Annotated in this window: 14 protein-coding genes; all 14 read left to right on the forward strand. The window is 49.4% G+C overall.

Going from position 1 to position 13,735, the window contains the following annotated elements; translation table 11 throughout:
- Position 1 precedes the first annotated feature (1 nt).
- The 14 genes from E0496_RS12230 (at position 2) to E0496_RS12295 (ending at position 13,663) form a co-directional block, all read left to right on the forward strand.
- Positions 2 to 916, forward strand: a complete 915-nt coding sequence (locus E0496_RS12230; protein ID WP_141501981.1) for an L-lactate dehydrogenase — start codon at positions 2 to 4, stop codon at positions 914 to 916.
- Between the two features lie 127 nt (positions 917 to 1,043).
- Positions 1,044 to 1,577: a DoxX family protein gene (locus E0496_RS12235; RefSeq protein ID WP_141501982.1), complete on the forward strand. Its 534-nt coding sequence runs from the start codon at positions 1,044 to 1,046 to the stop codon at positions 1,575 to 1,577.
- A gap of 373 nt (positions 1,578 to 1,950) precedes the next feature.
- Entirely contained in the window at positions 1,951 to 2,862 is a 912-nt protein-coding gene (locus E0496_RS12240; protein WP_338325848.1) for a LysR family transcriptional regulator, read from the forward strand.
- 300 nt (positions 2,863 to 3,162) lie between these two features.
- Positions 3,163 to 3,999: a transporter substrate-binding domain-containing protein gene (locus E0496_RS12245; RefSeq protein WP_141501983.1), complete on the forward strand. Its 837-nt coding sequence runs from the start codon at positions 3,163 to 3,165 to the stop codon at positions 3,997 to 3,999.
- A gap of 26 nt (positions 4,000 to 4,025) precedes the next feature.
- Positions 4,026 to 4,814 carry an amino acid ABC transporter permease gene (locus E0496_RS12250; protein ID WP_141501984.1) on the forward strand — a complete coding sequence of 263 codons (789 nt, stop codon included), beginning with the start codon at positions 4,026 to 4,028 and terminating at the stop codon, positions 4,812 to 4,814.
- Entirely contained in the window at positions 4,804 to 5,514 is a 711-nt protein-coding gene (locus tag E0496_RS12255) for an amino acid ABC transporter permease (protein WP_141501985.1), read from the forward strand. Before E0496_RS12250 ends, E0496_RS12255 begins: the two co-directional genes overlap by 11 nt.
- The gene (locus tag E0496_RS12260) at positions 5,511 to 6,263 is read left to right on the forward strand and encodes an amino acid ABC transporter ATP-binding protein (RefSeq protein WP_141501986.1); all 753 of its coding nucleotides are present in this window, start codon (positions 5,511 to 5,513) and stop codon (positions 6,261 to 6,263) included. The genes E0496_RS12255 and E0496_RS12260 overlap by 4 nt, the downstream gene beginning before the upstream one ends.
- Before the next feature lie 21 nt (positions 6,264 to 6,284).
- On the forward strand, positions 6,285 to 7,295 hold the full coding sequence (locus E0496_RS12265; protein ID WP_141501987.1) for an LLM class flavin-dependent oxidoreductase: 1,011 nt from the start codon (positions 6,285 to 6,287) through the stop codon (positions 7,293 to 7,295).
- Positions 7,292 to 8,482 (forward strand): amidohydrolase, encoded by a 1,191-nt coding sequence (locus E0496_RS12270; protein WP_141501988.1) that lies wholly within the window; start codon positions 7,292 to 7,294, stop codon positions 8,480 to 8,482. The genes E0496_RS12265 and E0496_RS12270 overlap by 4 nt, the downstream gene beginning before the upstream one ends.
- Entirely contained in the window at positions 8,439 to 9,599 is a 1,161-nt protein-coding gene (solA, locus tag E0496_RS12275; protein WP_141501989.1) for an N-methyl-L-tryptophan oxidase, read from the forward strand. Before E0496_RS12270 ends, solA begins: the two co-directional genes overlap by 44 nt.
- A gap of 39 nt (positions 9,600 to 9,638) precedes the next feature.
- Positions 9,639 to 10,133 (forward strand): DinB family protein, encoded by a 495-nt coding sequence (locus E0496_RS12280; RefSeq protein WP_141501990.1) that lies wholly within the window; start codon positions 9,639 to 9,641, stop codon positions 10,131 to 10,133.
- Between the two features lie 165 nt (positions 10,134 to 10,298).
- Entirely contained in the window at positions 10,299 to 10,835 is a 537-nt protein-coding gene (locus E0496_RS12285) for a GNAT family N-acetyltransferase (protein ID WP_141501991.1), read from the forward strand.
- Positions 10,836 to 11,098: 263 nt separating this feature from the next.
- Entirely contained in the window at positions 11,099 to 12,433 is a 1,335-nt protein-coding gene (locus tag E0496_RS12290) for an LLM class flavin-dependent oxidoreductase (protein WP_141501992.1), read from the forward strand.
- Positions 12,434 to 13,663, forward strand: coding sequence for a M20 metallopeptidase family protein (locus E0496_RS12295; protein WP_141501993.1), 1,230 nt, complete (start codon positions 12,434 to 12,436; stop codon positions 13,661 to 13,663).
- Positions 13,664 to 13,735 lie beyond the last annotated feature (72 nt).

Raw genomic sequence — 13,735 nt, forward strand, 5'->3', positions numbered from 1 at the left:
AATGAAAAAAACAAAAGTAGTCGTAATCGGAGTAGGGGCGGTCGGATCCACAACAGCTTATACCTTGCTGCTTCGCAGCCGGATGGATGAGCTTGTACTCATTGATGCTAATGCAGGCAAGGCAGTCGGGGATGCGCTCGATATGAATCACGGCATGCCGTTTCTGGGTCAAACGAAAGTATGGGCAGGCACCTACGAGGACTGCAAGGATGCGGATATCGTCATTATTACGGCAGGAGCGGCGCAAAAGCCTGGCGAGCCGAGGCTCAATCTACTCAAGCGCAACATTGCTATCTATGAGAGCATCGTTACGGAAGTATTGAAATACAATGATGATGGCATTCTGCTGATTGCTACGAACCCGGTAGACATTATGAGTTACTTCTGCTGGCAAAAATCGGGCTGGCCGACCCACCGCGTCATTGGCTCTGGCACTCTGCTCGACAGCGCACGGTTCCGCTATCTGATTGGAGAGAAATTGCAGCTCGATCCACGCAGCGTGCATGCCCATATTATCGGGGAGCATGGCGATTCCGAGCTTCCGGTATGGAGCCTTGCGAACGTAGCTGGCTCTTCCATCGCGCTAAGCGAAGAAGAGAAAACGGATATTTTTACCCACACAAGAGATGCGGCTTATGAAATTATTGAAGCCAAAGGCGCAACGTACTATGCGATTGCTTTGGCGCTGGACCGGATCGTTACAGCGATTTTGCGCAATGAATCGGCAGTCCTCAACGTATCTACGCTGGTAGAGAACTACCATGGCTTATCGGATGTGTACATGGGTGTACCATGTGTCGTCGATCGCCAAGGGGTACGAGAGGTGCTAGATATTCCGATTACCGAAGAAGAAAAGGCGCTGCTGCACCGTTCGGCTAGCAAGCTGAAGGAGCTTATTGAAACGATTTCGGTATAACCAGTATGAAGGGCAGTTAAATAAAAATGGGCTGCCCCATTCGTCCACTTTGTGAAATAGATCACATACTAACGAGTTAACAAGGTTTATAGTGAAGATACATTATAAAACAAAGGAGCTGATCGTCATGGTGATCAGATGGCTAAGCGAAAATAAATATGCAGCGGGGTTGCTGCTCGTACTGCGCGTATACTTGGGTTGGCAGTGGCTGAGCGCAGGCTGGCATAAATTAGGTGGATTCGATGCCAGCGGATTTTTGAAAGGGGCAATTGGTACTCCGGTAATTGATAGAGCAACCAATGAGCTAGTATACCCAACGTTTACCGCATTTCTTGAACATGTGGCCTTGCCGAATGCCAAAATCATAAATGTAGTGATTCCGATTGGTGAATGTCTTGTAGGATTGGGACTTATCGTAGGTGCCTTAACGGCAACCGCCGCTTTTTTCGGACTATTAATGAACTTCATGTTCATGTTCGCGGGTACCGTATCGACTAACCCTTGGCTCATGCTCTTCGGAATGATCGTGGTCGTCGCAGGAACGAACGCAGGCAAATACGGTGTGGATTACTTTGCTCTTCCATTCCTTCGCAAAACGTTCCAAAAGATGAAAGGCCGTGGAGATAACGGTGGCATAAATAACAGAACGATCCCTCGCTAACCATATATAAAAGAGTGACATCCATTGCATTTAAAATGTGAAAAGGAAGCGAAGCGAGAAGAGCGTTCTGGAGAAACGAAGGTTTCGCTTCATCAATCAGTTCACCGGAATTCTTAAGTTCAGCTTATATAGAATGTAACAGGTGTAAATCATAATCAGTCCGCTAAAAGCCGCAGGTGAATCTAGTTCACCTAGCGGCTTCTTTGTAACTATGAGGCTGGCCACTCCATTTGAGTTAGCAGTAATTTCTCCTGCTATTTCATTTCGCCAAAAAAGCCTTATTCGAGATGCCTTATTTGACAGTAGGGCTTTAGTTTGTTATTTTTAAAATATTATAATCTTATTGGTTTAGTCGGTATTAGGTGAGCGAGGGGTGTTTCCTATTAACATTGAAAATATTGAGGCCTTCGTCTACGTTATTCACTGTGGAAGCTTTAATAAGGCTGCCGATGCTCTCTATTTGTCCCAGCCATCCGTAACGGCCAGGATTAAATCGCTGGAGCAGGAGCTTGACTGCAAGCTGTTTGATCGGCAAGGTAAGCAAATCCAGATTACAGAGGATGGCAAACGATTTTTGCCCTATGCCCAGCAGCTTCTCCTGATTTACCAGAAGGGCAAGCTGCATATCAATCAGAAGAAATCACAGCCCAATGAATTCCGAATTGGCTGTACCGTATCGGTATCTAATTATATTATTCCTGATTTGCTGCCGCGTCTGAAGCTGAAGTTTCCGAATACGCATTATAAGCTTGTGACCGGCACGACAGACGAGATTACAAATAAAGTGCTTGGCAAGGAAGTGGATATCGGCTTTGTCCGGAACGTGAACCATCCCAGCCTGCAATCCAGCAAGTTTTACGAGGACCCGATTCAGCTATATGCTTATGAGGGGCATCCTTTTCTGACGTCGGATAATCTGACGATTGAATCGATTGCCGAGCAGCCGCTGGTGTTCTTTGAATGCGGCTCGCTGGACTGGCTTCGGATTCACCGCATATTCGAGCATTTAGATTTGCCACCTAATATTCAAATCCAAACGGATAATTCAGAGATGGCCAAGAAGCTTGTTATGCAGAAAGCAGGAATCGGATTTTTGCCTAATTTGTGTGCCAAGCAGGAAATATTGGATGGGAAGCTGCATCCGATTCGCGTTCCTGAGACCGAGGGGATTTTCTTACAGACCAATCTTATTTCGCATCATGGTGAGCATTTGGAGCTGCTCGATGCGATTACTGGAATCGGAAAGCAGCTTGCTGGTGAGAAACTCAGCTTATCGGCAATTTAAAAGCTTTAATAGAAAACCTCTATTATCGGGATGTCTGCAGCTATGTTACATTTATATTGTCAGTAAAGCCGATTGGAATAGTGTATTATAACGTATCCGTCCGCTGCTTCTTCTGAAGCAGCGGATTTTTTTTACGCTTAAAGTGCATTGGACAAATCAATTTGCTTATAGAAGATCTCTATAAGAAATAGCATTGACGAAGTTGGCATTCAGGTGGTAAAGTGAATTTAACGCTAATTCTTACTTAACAGGTAGGAATTATAAGGATTTAAAAACTTCATTATTTGGGGGAAAAAGAAAATGAAAAAATTGTTCGTTTCATCCATTGCACTAGTCCTGGCACTTACACTTGCAGGTTGCGGCAGCAACACCAAAAATACAGGAGAAAATGCGGGAGCGGCTGGCGGAGAAACTCCAAAAGCAGTGACAAAAATCGTAGTCGGTACCGGAACGCAATTCCCCAATGTATGCTTTATTGACGAGAACGGCAAGCTGACCGGCTTTGACGTTGAATTGGTAAGAGAAATTGACAAACGTCTCGAAGATTATGAATTCGATATTCAAACGATGGAATTTACGAACTTGCTTCTTAGTTTAGAAACGAAAAAAATCGATTTGATCGCTCATGAGATGGAAAAAAATCCAGAGCGGGAGCAAAAATACCTGTTTAATAAAGAGCCTTATGCACACTGGAGAAACAAAATCGTCGTAGCTAAGAGCAATGATTCCGTTCAATCACTGGCTGACCTGAAAGGCAAAAAAGTGCTGACGACGGCAACAAGCGCAGCAGCAACGATTCTTGAAAACTATAACAAAGAGAATAACAACGCGTTAAATCTCGTATACCAAAACGGAGGTGCGAACGATTCCGTCGCACAAGTAACTACTGGCCGCGTAGAGGCATTCCTTGCTGCAGACTTCACGCTTTCTCTAATCGATCCTAAGCAAGAGCTTAAGACGGTTGGACCTGCACTGAGTGAAGCTGACATTTTGTTCATGTTCCGCAAGGATGATCCTGATCAACAGAAGCTATCCGATGCCGTTGATGAAGTGATTAAAGAACTTAAGGCAGACGGCACGCTAGCTAAGCTAAGCTCAGAATGGCTCGGCGACGACTTTACATCTGAAGAAAAATAAACGTGGGTGAAAGGTGAGATGACTAGATGGGAGAACCATTTGATATCAGTTATGTGTTCGAGTATCTAGTAAAGCTGCTACCTACCTTGAAAATCACTCTTCTCATTGTAGTGAGTTCCATCGTAATCGGGCTGGGCGTCGGGTTTATCGTCGCCCTTCCCCAGCTTTATAAGATTCCGATTTTAAGACGGTTTTCGCAGGTGTATCTCTCCTTCTTCAGAGGCACTCCCATATTGATTCAGCTTTTTTTGTTTTATTATGGCCTTCCCGAAATTTTGAAGCTCGTTAACCTGGATGTGGCTAAAGTACCGGCTATATATTTTGTTATTCTCACGTACGCGCTGCACAGCGGAGCCTATATGGCCGAAATGATCCGGGCAGCCGTTGGAGCGGTGGATCGCGGACAGGTGGAAGCAGCGTATTCCGTAGGCATGAACGGGTTCCAGGCTTTTACTCGAATTGTGCTTCCACAAGCCATGGCGATTGCAATACCTGTTTTTGCTAATCTGGTTATTGCTAATTTGAAGGATACGTCACTCGCTTTCTCCTTAGGCATTATGGAGATGACGGGCAAGTCGCAGACACTAGCTGTCATGTCGCGGCATTTTGTGGAGACGTACATTTCTCTCGCTATTATTTATTTTGTGATTAGCTTTGGCCTAGAGAAGTTGTTCCATTTGCTTGAGCGGAAGCTGCTGAAGCACGAGCGCCGAATTACAACAGACGTGAAAGAGCAGCTAGTAAAGCTTGGAAAAACAAAGCGTTCTTTATTAGGATTTGGCTACAGTAGAGGAGGCAGGGAAAATGAAGCTTGATTTTGCATTCATTTGGACGGCATTTCTACAGCTGCTAACGGCTGTGCCAACGGCGCTTGCCATCACGGTTGTTTCCGTTTCCTGCGGTCTTCTTATTGGGACCACCGTAGCGATTATCCGGCTTTACAAGATACCAGTCCTTCATCCGATCGCGGCTTCTTATGTTACCTTTATCCGTGGAACGCCGATGCTGACGCATTTATTGCTTATCTATTTCGGTCTCCCGATTATCGTCGACGGAATATCGGAAGCACTCGGACTATCGTTTCGATCGGTGTCTATTCCGATGATAGGATTCGCTTATATTTCATTTTCTATTACAGCCGGGGCTTATATGTCCGAGGTTGTCAGATCAGGATTGCTCGCTGTGAACCGTGGACAAATCGAAGCCGCTTATTCCATCGGAATGACGACTTCGCAGGCGATGCGAAGAATTATTTTGCCTCAGGCTTTTTCAGCTAGCTTGCCGAACCTGTCCAATTCGGTCATCGGCATGCTGCACGGCTCTACCCTCGCTTTTACCGTGTCGGTTGTTGATATTAATGCCAAAGCACAAATCGTCGCTTCAACAAATTGGAAATTTTTCGAAGCTTATCTCGCGGCAGCTCTTATCTTCTGGGGTTTAACCTTTATTATTGAACGGCTGACTGCGCTGGCCGAGAAGCGCTTTAATCTGTATAATCGAGGCGGTGTTTCATGATTAAGCTGACACAAATCAAGAAGAGCTTTGGTCGCAATGAGGTGCTGAAAGGAATCGATCTTACCGTTAAGAAGGGCGAGGTCGTTGCGATATTGGGCCCCAGCGGTTCCGGCAAAACAACGCTGCTGCGCTGCATCAATTATTTGGAGAAGCCAAGTGACGGACAAATTACGATTGACGAATTCACAGTTAACTACAAACGTCCGGATAAAAAAGATATTCATACCCTTCGCCAGAAGAGCGCGATGGTATTCCAGCAATATAATTTGTTCAAGCATAAGACCGCACTGGAAAATGTTATGGAAGGACTGCTTATTGTCAAGAAGCTTCCGAAGGAGAAGGCACGCCAAATTAGCGTAGAGCTGTTGGATAAGGTCGGGCTCGGAAACAAGCTGGATGCCTATCCAAGCGAGCTTTCTGGTGGACAGCAGCAGCGCGTTGGGATCGCCCGTGCGTTAGCGCTCAATCCCGAAGTGATTCTGTTCGATGAGCCAACATCGGCGCTTGATCCGGAACTCGTTGGTGAGGTGCTGGGCGTCATTCGCAAAATCGCCAAGGAAGGCATTACGATGATCATCGTCACCCATGAGATGAGCTTTGCCCAAGATGTGGCCAACCATGTTGTATTTATGGACGGGGGCGTCATTGTAGAAGAAGGCAACCCATCTCAAATCTTCAACAACCCGAAGGAAGAAAGAACGAAGCAATTTTTCAAGCGAATTACGCCAGACGGTGTGTATTCCATTTAATAGGTAGAGGAGCGAATCAATATGTCACTTAAAATTGGCATTCTGGATCAAAGCATTATTTTTCCCGGCCAGACGGCTGCTGAGGCACTAGGGAATACCGTCAAGCTGGCACAACTGGCGGAAACGCTTGGTTTTGAGCGCTTTTGGGTATCGGAGCACCATGATTCTCCGGGGATGGCAGGCTCCTCGCCAGAGGTGCTAATTGCGTATTTGCTGGCTCAAACGAAATCGATTCGCATCGGTTCCGGCGGCGTGATGCTGCAGCATTACAGCCCTTATAAAGTTGCGGAAAACTTCAACGTGCTGGCTTCGTTGGCGCCTGGGCGAGTGGAGCTAGGCATTGGCCGTGCACCGGGCGGGCTACCGCGTTCGACGAAAGCTTTGCAGAAGGGCGTGACGGAGCATCCGACGTTAGCGGAGAAATTGACGGAGCTGGAACAGCTCCTGCATGCGCCGACAGGCGAGGAACACCCGTTGGCCGGACTTGAAGCGAGTCCGCTGCCGGTTGCACCCGCAGAAATCTACTTGCTTGGCACAAGCGTATCGAGTGCGGAGCTGGCTGCAGAGAAGGGGTATCCGTACGCTTTTGCACTATTTATTAATAATGATCCTGCTTTGGCTAGCCAAGCGCTGGATACGTACAAAAAGAACTTCAACCGCTCGCTTGGCGGCGAGCCGAAGACGATATTGGCCCTATCCGTCATTGCCTCGGATACGGAAGAGGAAGCGAATGCTTTGGCAGGCAATTTCAAAAGCGTGAGAGTGACGCTGGCTAGCGGCAAAACGGTTAATGTCGGGTCGCTGGAGCAAGCGAAGGAATTCGCACGGCAAGCAGGCGAGGAATTTACAGCCGAGGAAAGAGACGCGGACATTACGCGGGGGACCAAGGAAACCGTTCGAAAACGGCTGCTCGAAATACAAGAGCAATACGGCGTGGATGAATTCGTATTTACGACGATCATTCCCGATTTCGCTAAGCGGATCCGATCTTTTGAACTGCTGAAGGAAGCCTTTGAAGGGGAACTGGTATGACAAGACTCTCAGCTGAATCTATCGAGCAGCAGTTAGTAGCCATCAGACGGCAGCTGCATGAGTATCCAGAGCTCTCTCATGAGGAGTTCGAGACAACAGCGGCTATTCGCGGCTGGCTGACGGAAGCTGGTATCCGGATTGTGGATTACGGACTGAAGACCGGCGTCATCGCTGAGGTTGGCGGCTTGCAAGATGGTCCACTTATCGCCGTTCGCGCCGATATCGACGCCTTGCCGATACAGGAAGAGACGGGACTACCGTTCGCTTCCAAGATTCCGGGTAAAATGCATGCCTGCGGCCATGACTTCCATACCGCTTCAATTCTCGGAACGGCCTTCCTGCTCAAAGAGCAGGAGCAGGAGTTGCGGGGAACCGTACGCTTTCTGTTCCAGCCGGCAGAGGAGAAGGCGAAAGGAGCAGGACAGCTTATTGCTAGCGGAGCTCTAAATGGCGTGGATGCGGTGTTTGGCATGCATAACAAGCCGGATCTGCCCGTGGGCACAATCGGAATCAAGGGTGGTCCGATTATGGCAGCAGCTGACGGCTTTGTGGTTGAGGTTGCCGGCCGTGGCAGTCACGCGGCGGTGCCAGAAGCTGGTCTTGATCCGATCGTTACGGCGGCGCATATTATTACCGCGCTGCAGTCGATCGTCAGCCGCAGCGTAAGCGCGCTTGATAGCGCAGTCGTCAGCGTAACGAGGCTGCATGCAGGAACGGCATGGAACGTCATTTCCGATAAAGCGGTATTCGACGGCACGCTTCGCACGTTTGACGAGAGCGTACGCGAGAAGGTTCGCGAGCGCTTCGAGCAGGTGGTTGGCGGCGTGGCTTCCGCGTTTGCAACAACGGCCCAAGTGAAATGGCTGGAAGGACCGCCAGCGGTTGTGAATGACCAAAAGTGGGCAGATCAGGCAACGGTTACGGCCGAAGCGCTTGGCTTGACTGTTATACAACCCGTGCCTTCGCCGGCTGGCGAGGACTTCGCTTTCTATTTGAAAGAAACGGAAGGGCTGTTCGTCTTTCTCGGAACAGCAGGTCCGCAGGAGTGGCATCATCCGGCCTTTGATGTGGATGAGAAAGCACTGCCGATCGCAGCATCTTTTTTTGCATCATTAGCTTCTGATGCCTTGCGAAAGCTGGCGGATGATCGCTTGCGGGGAGGACGACAGCATTCCGAAATCCTATGATGTTATCGTCGTCGGCGCAGGCTCCATGGGCATGAGTGCCGGTTATGAGCTTGCGGCGCGCGGGGCAAAGACGCTGCTTATCGATGCATTTGATCCCCCTCACCCGAACGGGAGCCATCATGGCGAGCCGCGCCTCATCAGGCATGCTTACCATGGCGGAGACAGCTATGTGAAGATGGCGCTGAGGGCGGATGAGCGCTGGCTTGCACTGGAGAAGGAAACCGGCCAAAAGCTGCTGGAGCGCTCTGGTGTACTGAATATGGCGGAAACGAGCTTTTACAATTATGAAGGCAGGTTGGACGATGCACGGGCGAATGGCGTGCAGGTTGAGTTGCTGAGTGCGGCAGAGATCAATCGGCGCTTTCCAGGTGTTCAGCTTCCTGATTCCTTTCAGGGCATGTATGAACCGAATGCCGGCTACTTGTACAGCGAACGCTGCGTGACTACCTACAAGCAGCAAGCCATTGCAGCCGGAGCTGAGCTGCTGGTGAATACCTTCGTTACCGATATTCAAGCGACTCCATCGAACGTAACGGTGTTTACGAAAGATGCTTCCTATACGGCTCCACAAATTATTATTACCGTTGGCGCATGGTTTAACATGCTGTCCAATCACATATCGCTGCCGATCCGGGCCGTCCGTAAGGTCGTAGGCTGGTTTGAAACGAATTCGGCGGCATTCGATGCAGGCGTGTTTCCCGGTTTTACCTGGGGAGGTGCGGCAGGCGGTTATTATGGCTTTCCAAGCATTAATGGCGCAGGAATCAAAATTGGCCGGCATGATACGGGCATTGAATGGTCTCCGGGCGAGCCTATTGCGCCGTTCGGGACTTACCCGGAGGACGAGGATGACCTGCGTCGTGCGCTCGACGCTTTTGTTCCCGGAGGAGCAGGGAAGCTGTTGCAAAGCGCGGTTTGCAAATATGAGTTTACGCCGGACGAGGACTTCATCATTGATGCTCATCCGGAGCATGCGAACGTGCTTCTTGCCGGAGGTTTCTCCGGTCACGGCTTTAAATTCGCAAGCGTGGTCGGTGAGATTTTAGCTGATCAATTGGAAAAGAAATCTACCGGCTATGATCTTCGACTATTCGAGCTTAGCCGTTTTGCTAAATGAGATGATCCATACTATTGCCATTCATAAGGAGGAGCTTACATGAGCCAGTCAACTGTCGATGTTCAAGCATATTTGCAGGCCTATGATCAGATCGAGCAAGAAATTGAGGGCCTATCGGAAGAACAGCTCAAATGGAAGGCTGCCCCGGAGTCCTGGAGCGTGACGGAAGTGCTAACGCATCTGGTTGACCACAGCATTATCGTATCGTTCCGCATTCGCGAAATATTGGCTGGCTCTGAAGTGCGGCTGCCGATCTTTAACCAGGATGCCTGGGTATCCGGCCAGCATGCCAATCAAGGTGATGCGAAAGACATTCTTGTTGCGGCACGAGCGTTCGTTCAATACAACAGCTTGCTGTTTGGCCGCTTAACTGACGAAGAGTGGAGTAAGACTGGCATCAACTTTAAAGGCGAGCCGGTGTCGATTGCTGCTATCGTGCCTGCATTTGTGGCTCATGTACAGAATCATCTGGCTCAAGTTCGCCGAATTAAACAGGGAGAATCAGAATCGCTTAACTCTAGCCGCGTGGTTTAAGCAAGGAAATCAGATTGTTCATTTGTTAAGTAATTGAAGCAAATGAAGCTGTTTTACTTAACTCCAGCTGCGCGATTGGTTCTAACCATACAATTCATTTACCTCCAGCTTCACTATTTTATGGAATGGTTTTATACATTATTTTTCGTGGAGAGCGGGTGAGGAATCATGTCAGGTAAAGCCCTTATCATACGCCAGGCGGAGCCTGCGGATCGCGATGCGACCCGGGAGGTACTGCTTGATGCTTACGGTCAATATGCGTCGGTGCTTTCTGAGCCATATTGGATTCAGTACAGGGACAGTATTTTGGCATCGGTCGAAGGAGCGGAAACAAAGGAACGATTAGTCGCCGTACTGGACGATGAGGTTGTGGGCAGCGTATTTTTGTTCGATTCCTCTGAAGCTGCCTATGGACGTTCGGATCTTCAGATTCATTCTCCCATCATTCGATTGCTAGCTGTATCACAGAAAGCCCGCGGCTATGGCGTAGCAACAGAGCTTATACGGACCAGCGCCAAGCTGGCTCGCGATTGGGGAGCGGAAACGCTGCACCTCCATACCTCCGACATGATGGACTCAGCCGTTCGGTTGTATGAGCGATTAGGCTTCGAGCGGGCGTTCGACAAAGATATTATGAATGGCGAGACACTGGTCAAAAGCTACCGGCTGCAGCTCAAGCAAGCGGCATTGCTGGAAGCTTGATGGTTGAGTGATAAGGTTTAATTATTAGGTCGATTTAAGATTTATTTAAATTGAACATACAAAATGTAGTTTAAGCAAAGTGAGTGCGAAGATCTTTTTGGAGAAAGAATCGTTCTTCTTGCAGCTCTTATTTTATCCATTAAATGTAAAAGGAAATCAAAGAGTTTGGCGGCATTCTGAACTCATCTGAATTCTGTTGGTGGAAGGTAACGTTTTCGGAGGCATTCATGGATGATCATAATCGAATTGGGAGGTTGTTTATAATGGCGAATCGCAAACAAATTAAGTTTGGCGCATTGATTCATGGAGTGGGAGGCAATGTGTCAGCCTGGCGTCATCCCGAGGTACCGGCGGATGCGAGCGTAAACTTTCAATTTTATAAGCAGCAGGCGCAAACGGCTGAAGCGGGGAAATTCGATCTTGTTTTTATCGCGGACGGCTTATATATTAACGAAAAATCGATTCCGCACTTTTTGAATCGCTTTGAGCCGCTAACGATTTTATCCGCTTTGGCTGCAGCTACTTCGAAGATCGGTTTGGTTGGAACGCTCTCCAGCTCGTATAGCGAGCCGTTTACCGTAGCACGGCAGTTTGGCTCGCTCGATCATATAAGTGGTGGCCGTGCCGGCTGGAACGTAGTGACTTCTCCTCTTGAGGGCTCTGCGAGCAATTTCAGCAAAACCGACCATCCTACGCATGACGAGCGTTACAAGATCGCTGAAGAATACTTGGAGGTTACGCGCGGCTTATGGGATTCATGGGAAGACGATGCTTTTGTGAGAGACAAGGAATCAGGCGTGTTCTTTGATCCATCCAAGCTGCACCGTTTGGACCATAAGGGCGAATATTTCTCCGTTCAAGGACCGCTTAACATTGCCCGCTCGAAGCAGGGTCATCCGGTTATTTTCCAAGCAGGGTCATCAGAGAGCGGCAAGAAGCTGGCTGGCAAGGCAGCGGATGCGGTCTTTACGGGTCATGAGAACATTGAGGATGCCAAAGCCTTTTATAAGGATGTCAAGGACCGTGCTGTTGCTGAAGGCCGTTCAGAAGATGACATTGTTATTCTTCCAGGCATTGGACCAATCATTGGACGTACGGAGGAAGAGGCTGAACGCAAATATCAAGAGCTGGCAGAGCTTGTTACGATTGAAAATGCGCTGAACTATCTGGGCCGTTTCTTTGAGCACCATGACTTCTCGCAATACCCACTGGATGAGCAGTTCCCAGAGCTTGGCGATCTCGGACATAACAGCTTCCGCAGCGGTACCGACAAAATTAAGAAAAATGCCAAGGAACAAAACCTTACGCTCCGCCAAGTTGCGCTGCAATCGGCAACACCACGCGGCCAATTCATTGGTACGCCTGAGAAGGTGGCTGATCTTATTGAGCAATGGCATGATGAGAGAGCAGCAGACGGCTTCATTATTCATTCCTCTATTCCGAGCGGCTTGAACGACTTCGTTGAGCTAGTTATTCCGATTCTTCAAGAACGCGGCATTTACCGTACGGAGTATGAATCGGATACGCTGCGCGGCAACCTAGGTCTGCCCGTTCCGACTAACCGCTATACGAAGCAAGAAGAAAAAGTGAATAGCTAAATGGACAAAGCGAATCCGATATTTACGCTGTTGGAGGAAAAAGAGCAGGAATGGATTGCGCTTAGGCGTGATTTCCACAGCCAGCCCGAGCTGCTCTATAACGTAGATCGGACTTCGGAACGAATTGCAGAACTGCTTGATAGCTATGGACTTGAGGTGCAGCGCCAAGTGGGCAAGCATTTCGGCAAAGGAGTCATCGGCGTGCTGCGGGGCAGCAAGCCGGGCAAGACGATCCTGCTGAGAGCCGACATGGACGCTCTGCCGATTCAGGAGCGGAATGAGGTGGACTATCGGTCAAGTATCGATGGTTCCATGCATGCCTGCGGCCATGACGCACATGTGACGATGCTGCTAGCTGCGGCTTACGGCTTAAGTCGGTTCCGTGAGGAGATTGCTGGCGAGGTCAGGTTCGTCTTCCAGCCAGCAGAGGAAGGCGCAGCGGAAAGCCCGTTGGACGGCAGACTGCTAAGCGGCGGGCGCGATATGGTTGAAAGCGGAGCGGCGGACGGGGTATCCGCCGCTTTTGCCTTTCACGTTTGGCCGGGCATTCCGGTCGGCGAAGTCGCGGTTCACCGCAAATATGCAATGGCAGCTTCCTCGCATTTTCAGGTCTCGTTCCGAGGACGATCGGGTCATCACGGCGCCCAGCATTTAGCTGCCGATGCGCTGTTGATGGCAGCACATTTTGTGATCGAGTCGCGCGCGGCAGTTGCCAGCGCCGTTAATCCGTTTGAGCCGATCGCGTTTGCTTTTGGCAGGCTGCAAGCAGGGACGGTCATTAACGCGATTGCCGAATCCGGCGAAGTAGAGGGAACTTACCGCGCTTTCGAGCCGGATACGGTTGAGCGGATTCGGAGCATTATTGAGCAATGCGCAGCCGCTTGCGCTGAGCGGTTTGGCGGGGAGGCACTAACAAAGTTCCGAATGGGCAAGGCGCTGCTTAACGCGGAGAAAGCGGTAGAGCTAGTGCAGCGTGCCGGCGTGAAAGTGTTCGGCAGCAACAAGTCCAGCGTATTAGAACAGCCTAGCCTAGCTGGCGAGGATTTCAGCTATTATTTAGATCAAGCGCCTGGAGCGATGGTGTTGATCGGTGTGGGCAACAAGGAAAAAGGAATTGTTCATCCGCTGCATCATCCGCAGTTCGATTTGGACGAGGAGGCTCTCGTCCTAGGTGCCAAGCTTCATGTGCAGATCGTGCTGGATACTCTTGCAGGTGGGCTCAACAGTTAGGAAGATGATTGAAGAGTGAGGACTGGGAGCAATAGAAAGAGCCGATTGAATCATTCAATCGGCTCTTTCTAT

This window comes from Paenibacillus luteus (assembly GCF_006542765.1).
Classification (GTDB): domain Bacteria; phylum Bacillota; class Bacilli; order Paenibacillales; family Paenibacillaceae; genus Pristimantibacillus; species Pristimantibacillus luteus.

What these genes read in the sequence shown, in the direction of transcription:
- E0496_RS12230 (WP_141501981.1), top strand. Translation starts at nt 2, where the DNA reads ATGAAAAAAACAAAAGTAGTCGTAATCGGAGTAGGGGCGGTCGGATCC.
- E0496_RS12235 (WP_141501982.1), top strand. Translation starts at nt 1,044, where the DNA reads ATGGTGATCAGATGGCTAAGCGAAAATAAATATGCAGCGGGGTTGCTG.
- E0496_RS12245 (WP_141501983.1), top strand. Translation starts at nt 3,163, where the DNA reads ATGAAAAAATTGTTCGTTTCATCCATTGCACTAGTCCTGGCACTTACA.
- E0496_RS12250 (WP_141501984.1), top strand. Translation starts at nt 4,026, where the DNA reads ATGGGAGAACCATTTGATATCAGTTATGTGTTCGAGTATCTAGTAAAG.
- E0496_RS12255 (WP_141501985.1), top strand. Translation starts at nt 4,804, where the DNA reads ATGAAGCTTGATTTTGCATTCATTTGGACGGCATTTCTACAGCTGCTA.
- E0496_RS12260 (WP_141501986.1), top strand. Translation starts at nt 5,511, where the DNA reads ATGATTAAGCTGACACAAATCAAGAAGAGCTTTGGTCGCAATGAGGTG.
- E0496_RS12265 (WP_141501987.1), top strand. Translation starts at nt 6,285, where the DNA reads ATGTCACTTAAAATTGGCATTCTGGATCAAAGCATTATTTTTCCCGGC.
- E0496_RS12270 (WP_141501988.1), top strand. Translation starts at nt 7,292, where the DNA reads ATGACAAGACTCTCAGCTGAATCTATCGAGCAGCAGTTAGTAGCCATC.
- solA (WP_141501989.1), top strand. Translation starts at nt 8,439, where the DNA reads ATGATCGCTTGCGGGGAGGACGACAGCATTCCGAAATCCTATGATGTT.
- E0496_RS12280 (WP_141501990.1), top strand. Translation starts at nt 9,639, where the DNA reads ATGAGCCAGTCAACTGTCGATGTTCAAGCATATTTGCAGGCCTATGAT.
- E0496_RS12290 (WP_141501992.1), top strand. Translation starts at nt 11,099, where the DNA reads ATGGCGAATCGCAAACAAATTAAGTTTGGCGCATTGATTCATGGAGTG.
- E0496_RS12295 (WP_141501993.1), top strand. Translation starts at nt 12,434, where the DNA reads ATGGACAAAGCGAATCCGATATTTACGCTGTTGGAGGAAAAAGAGCAG.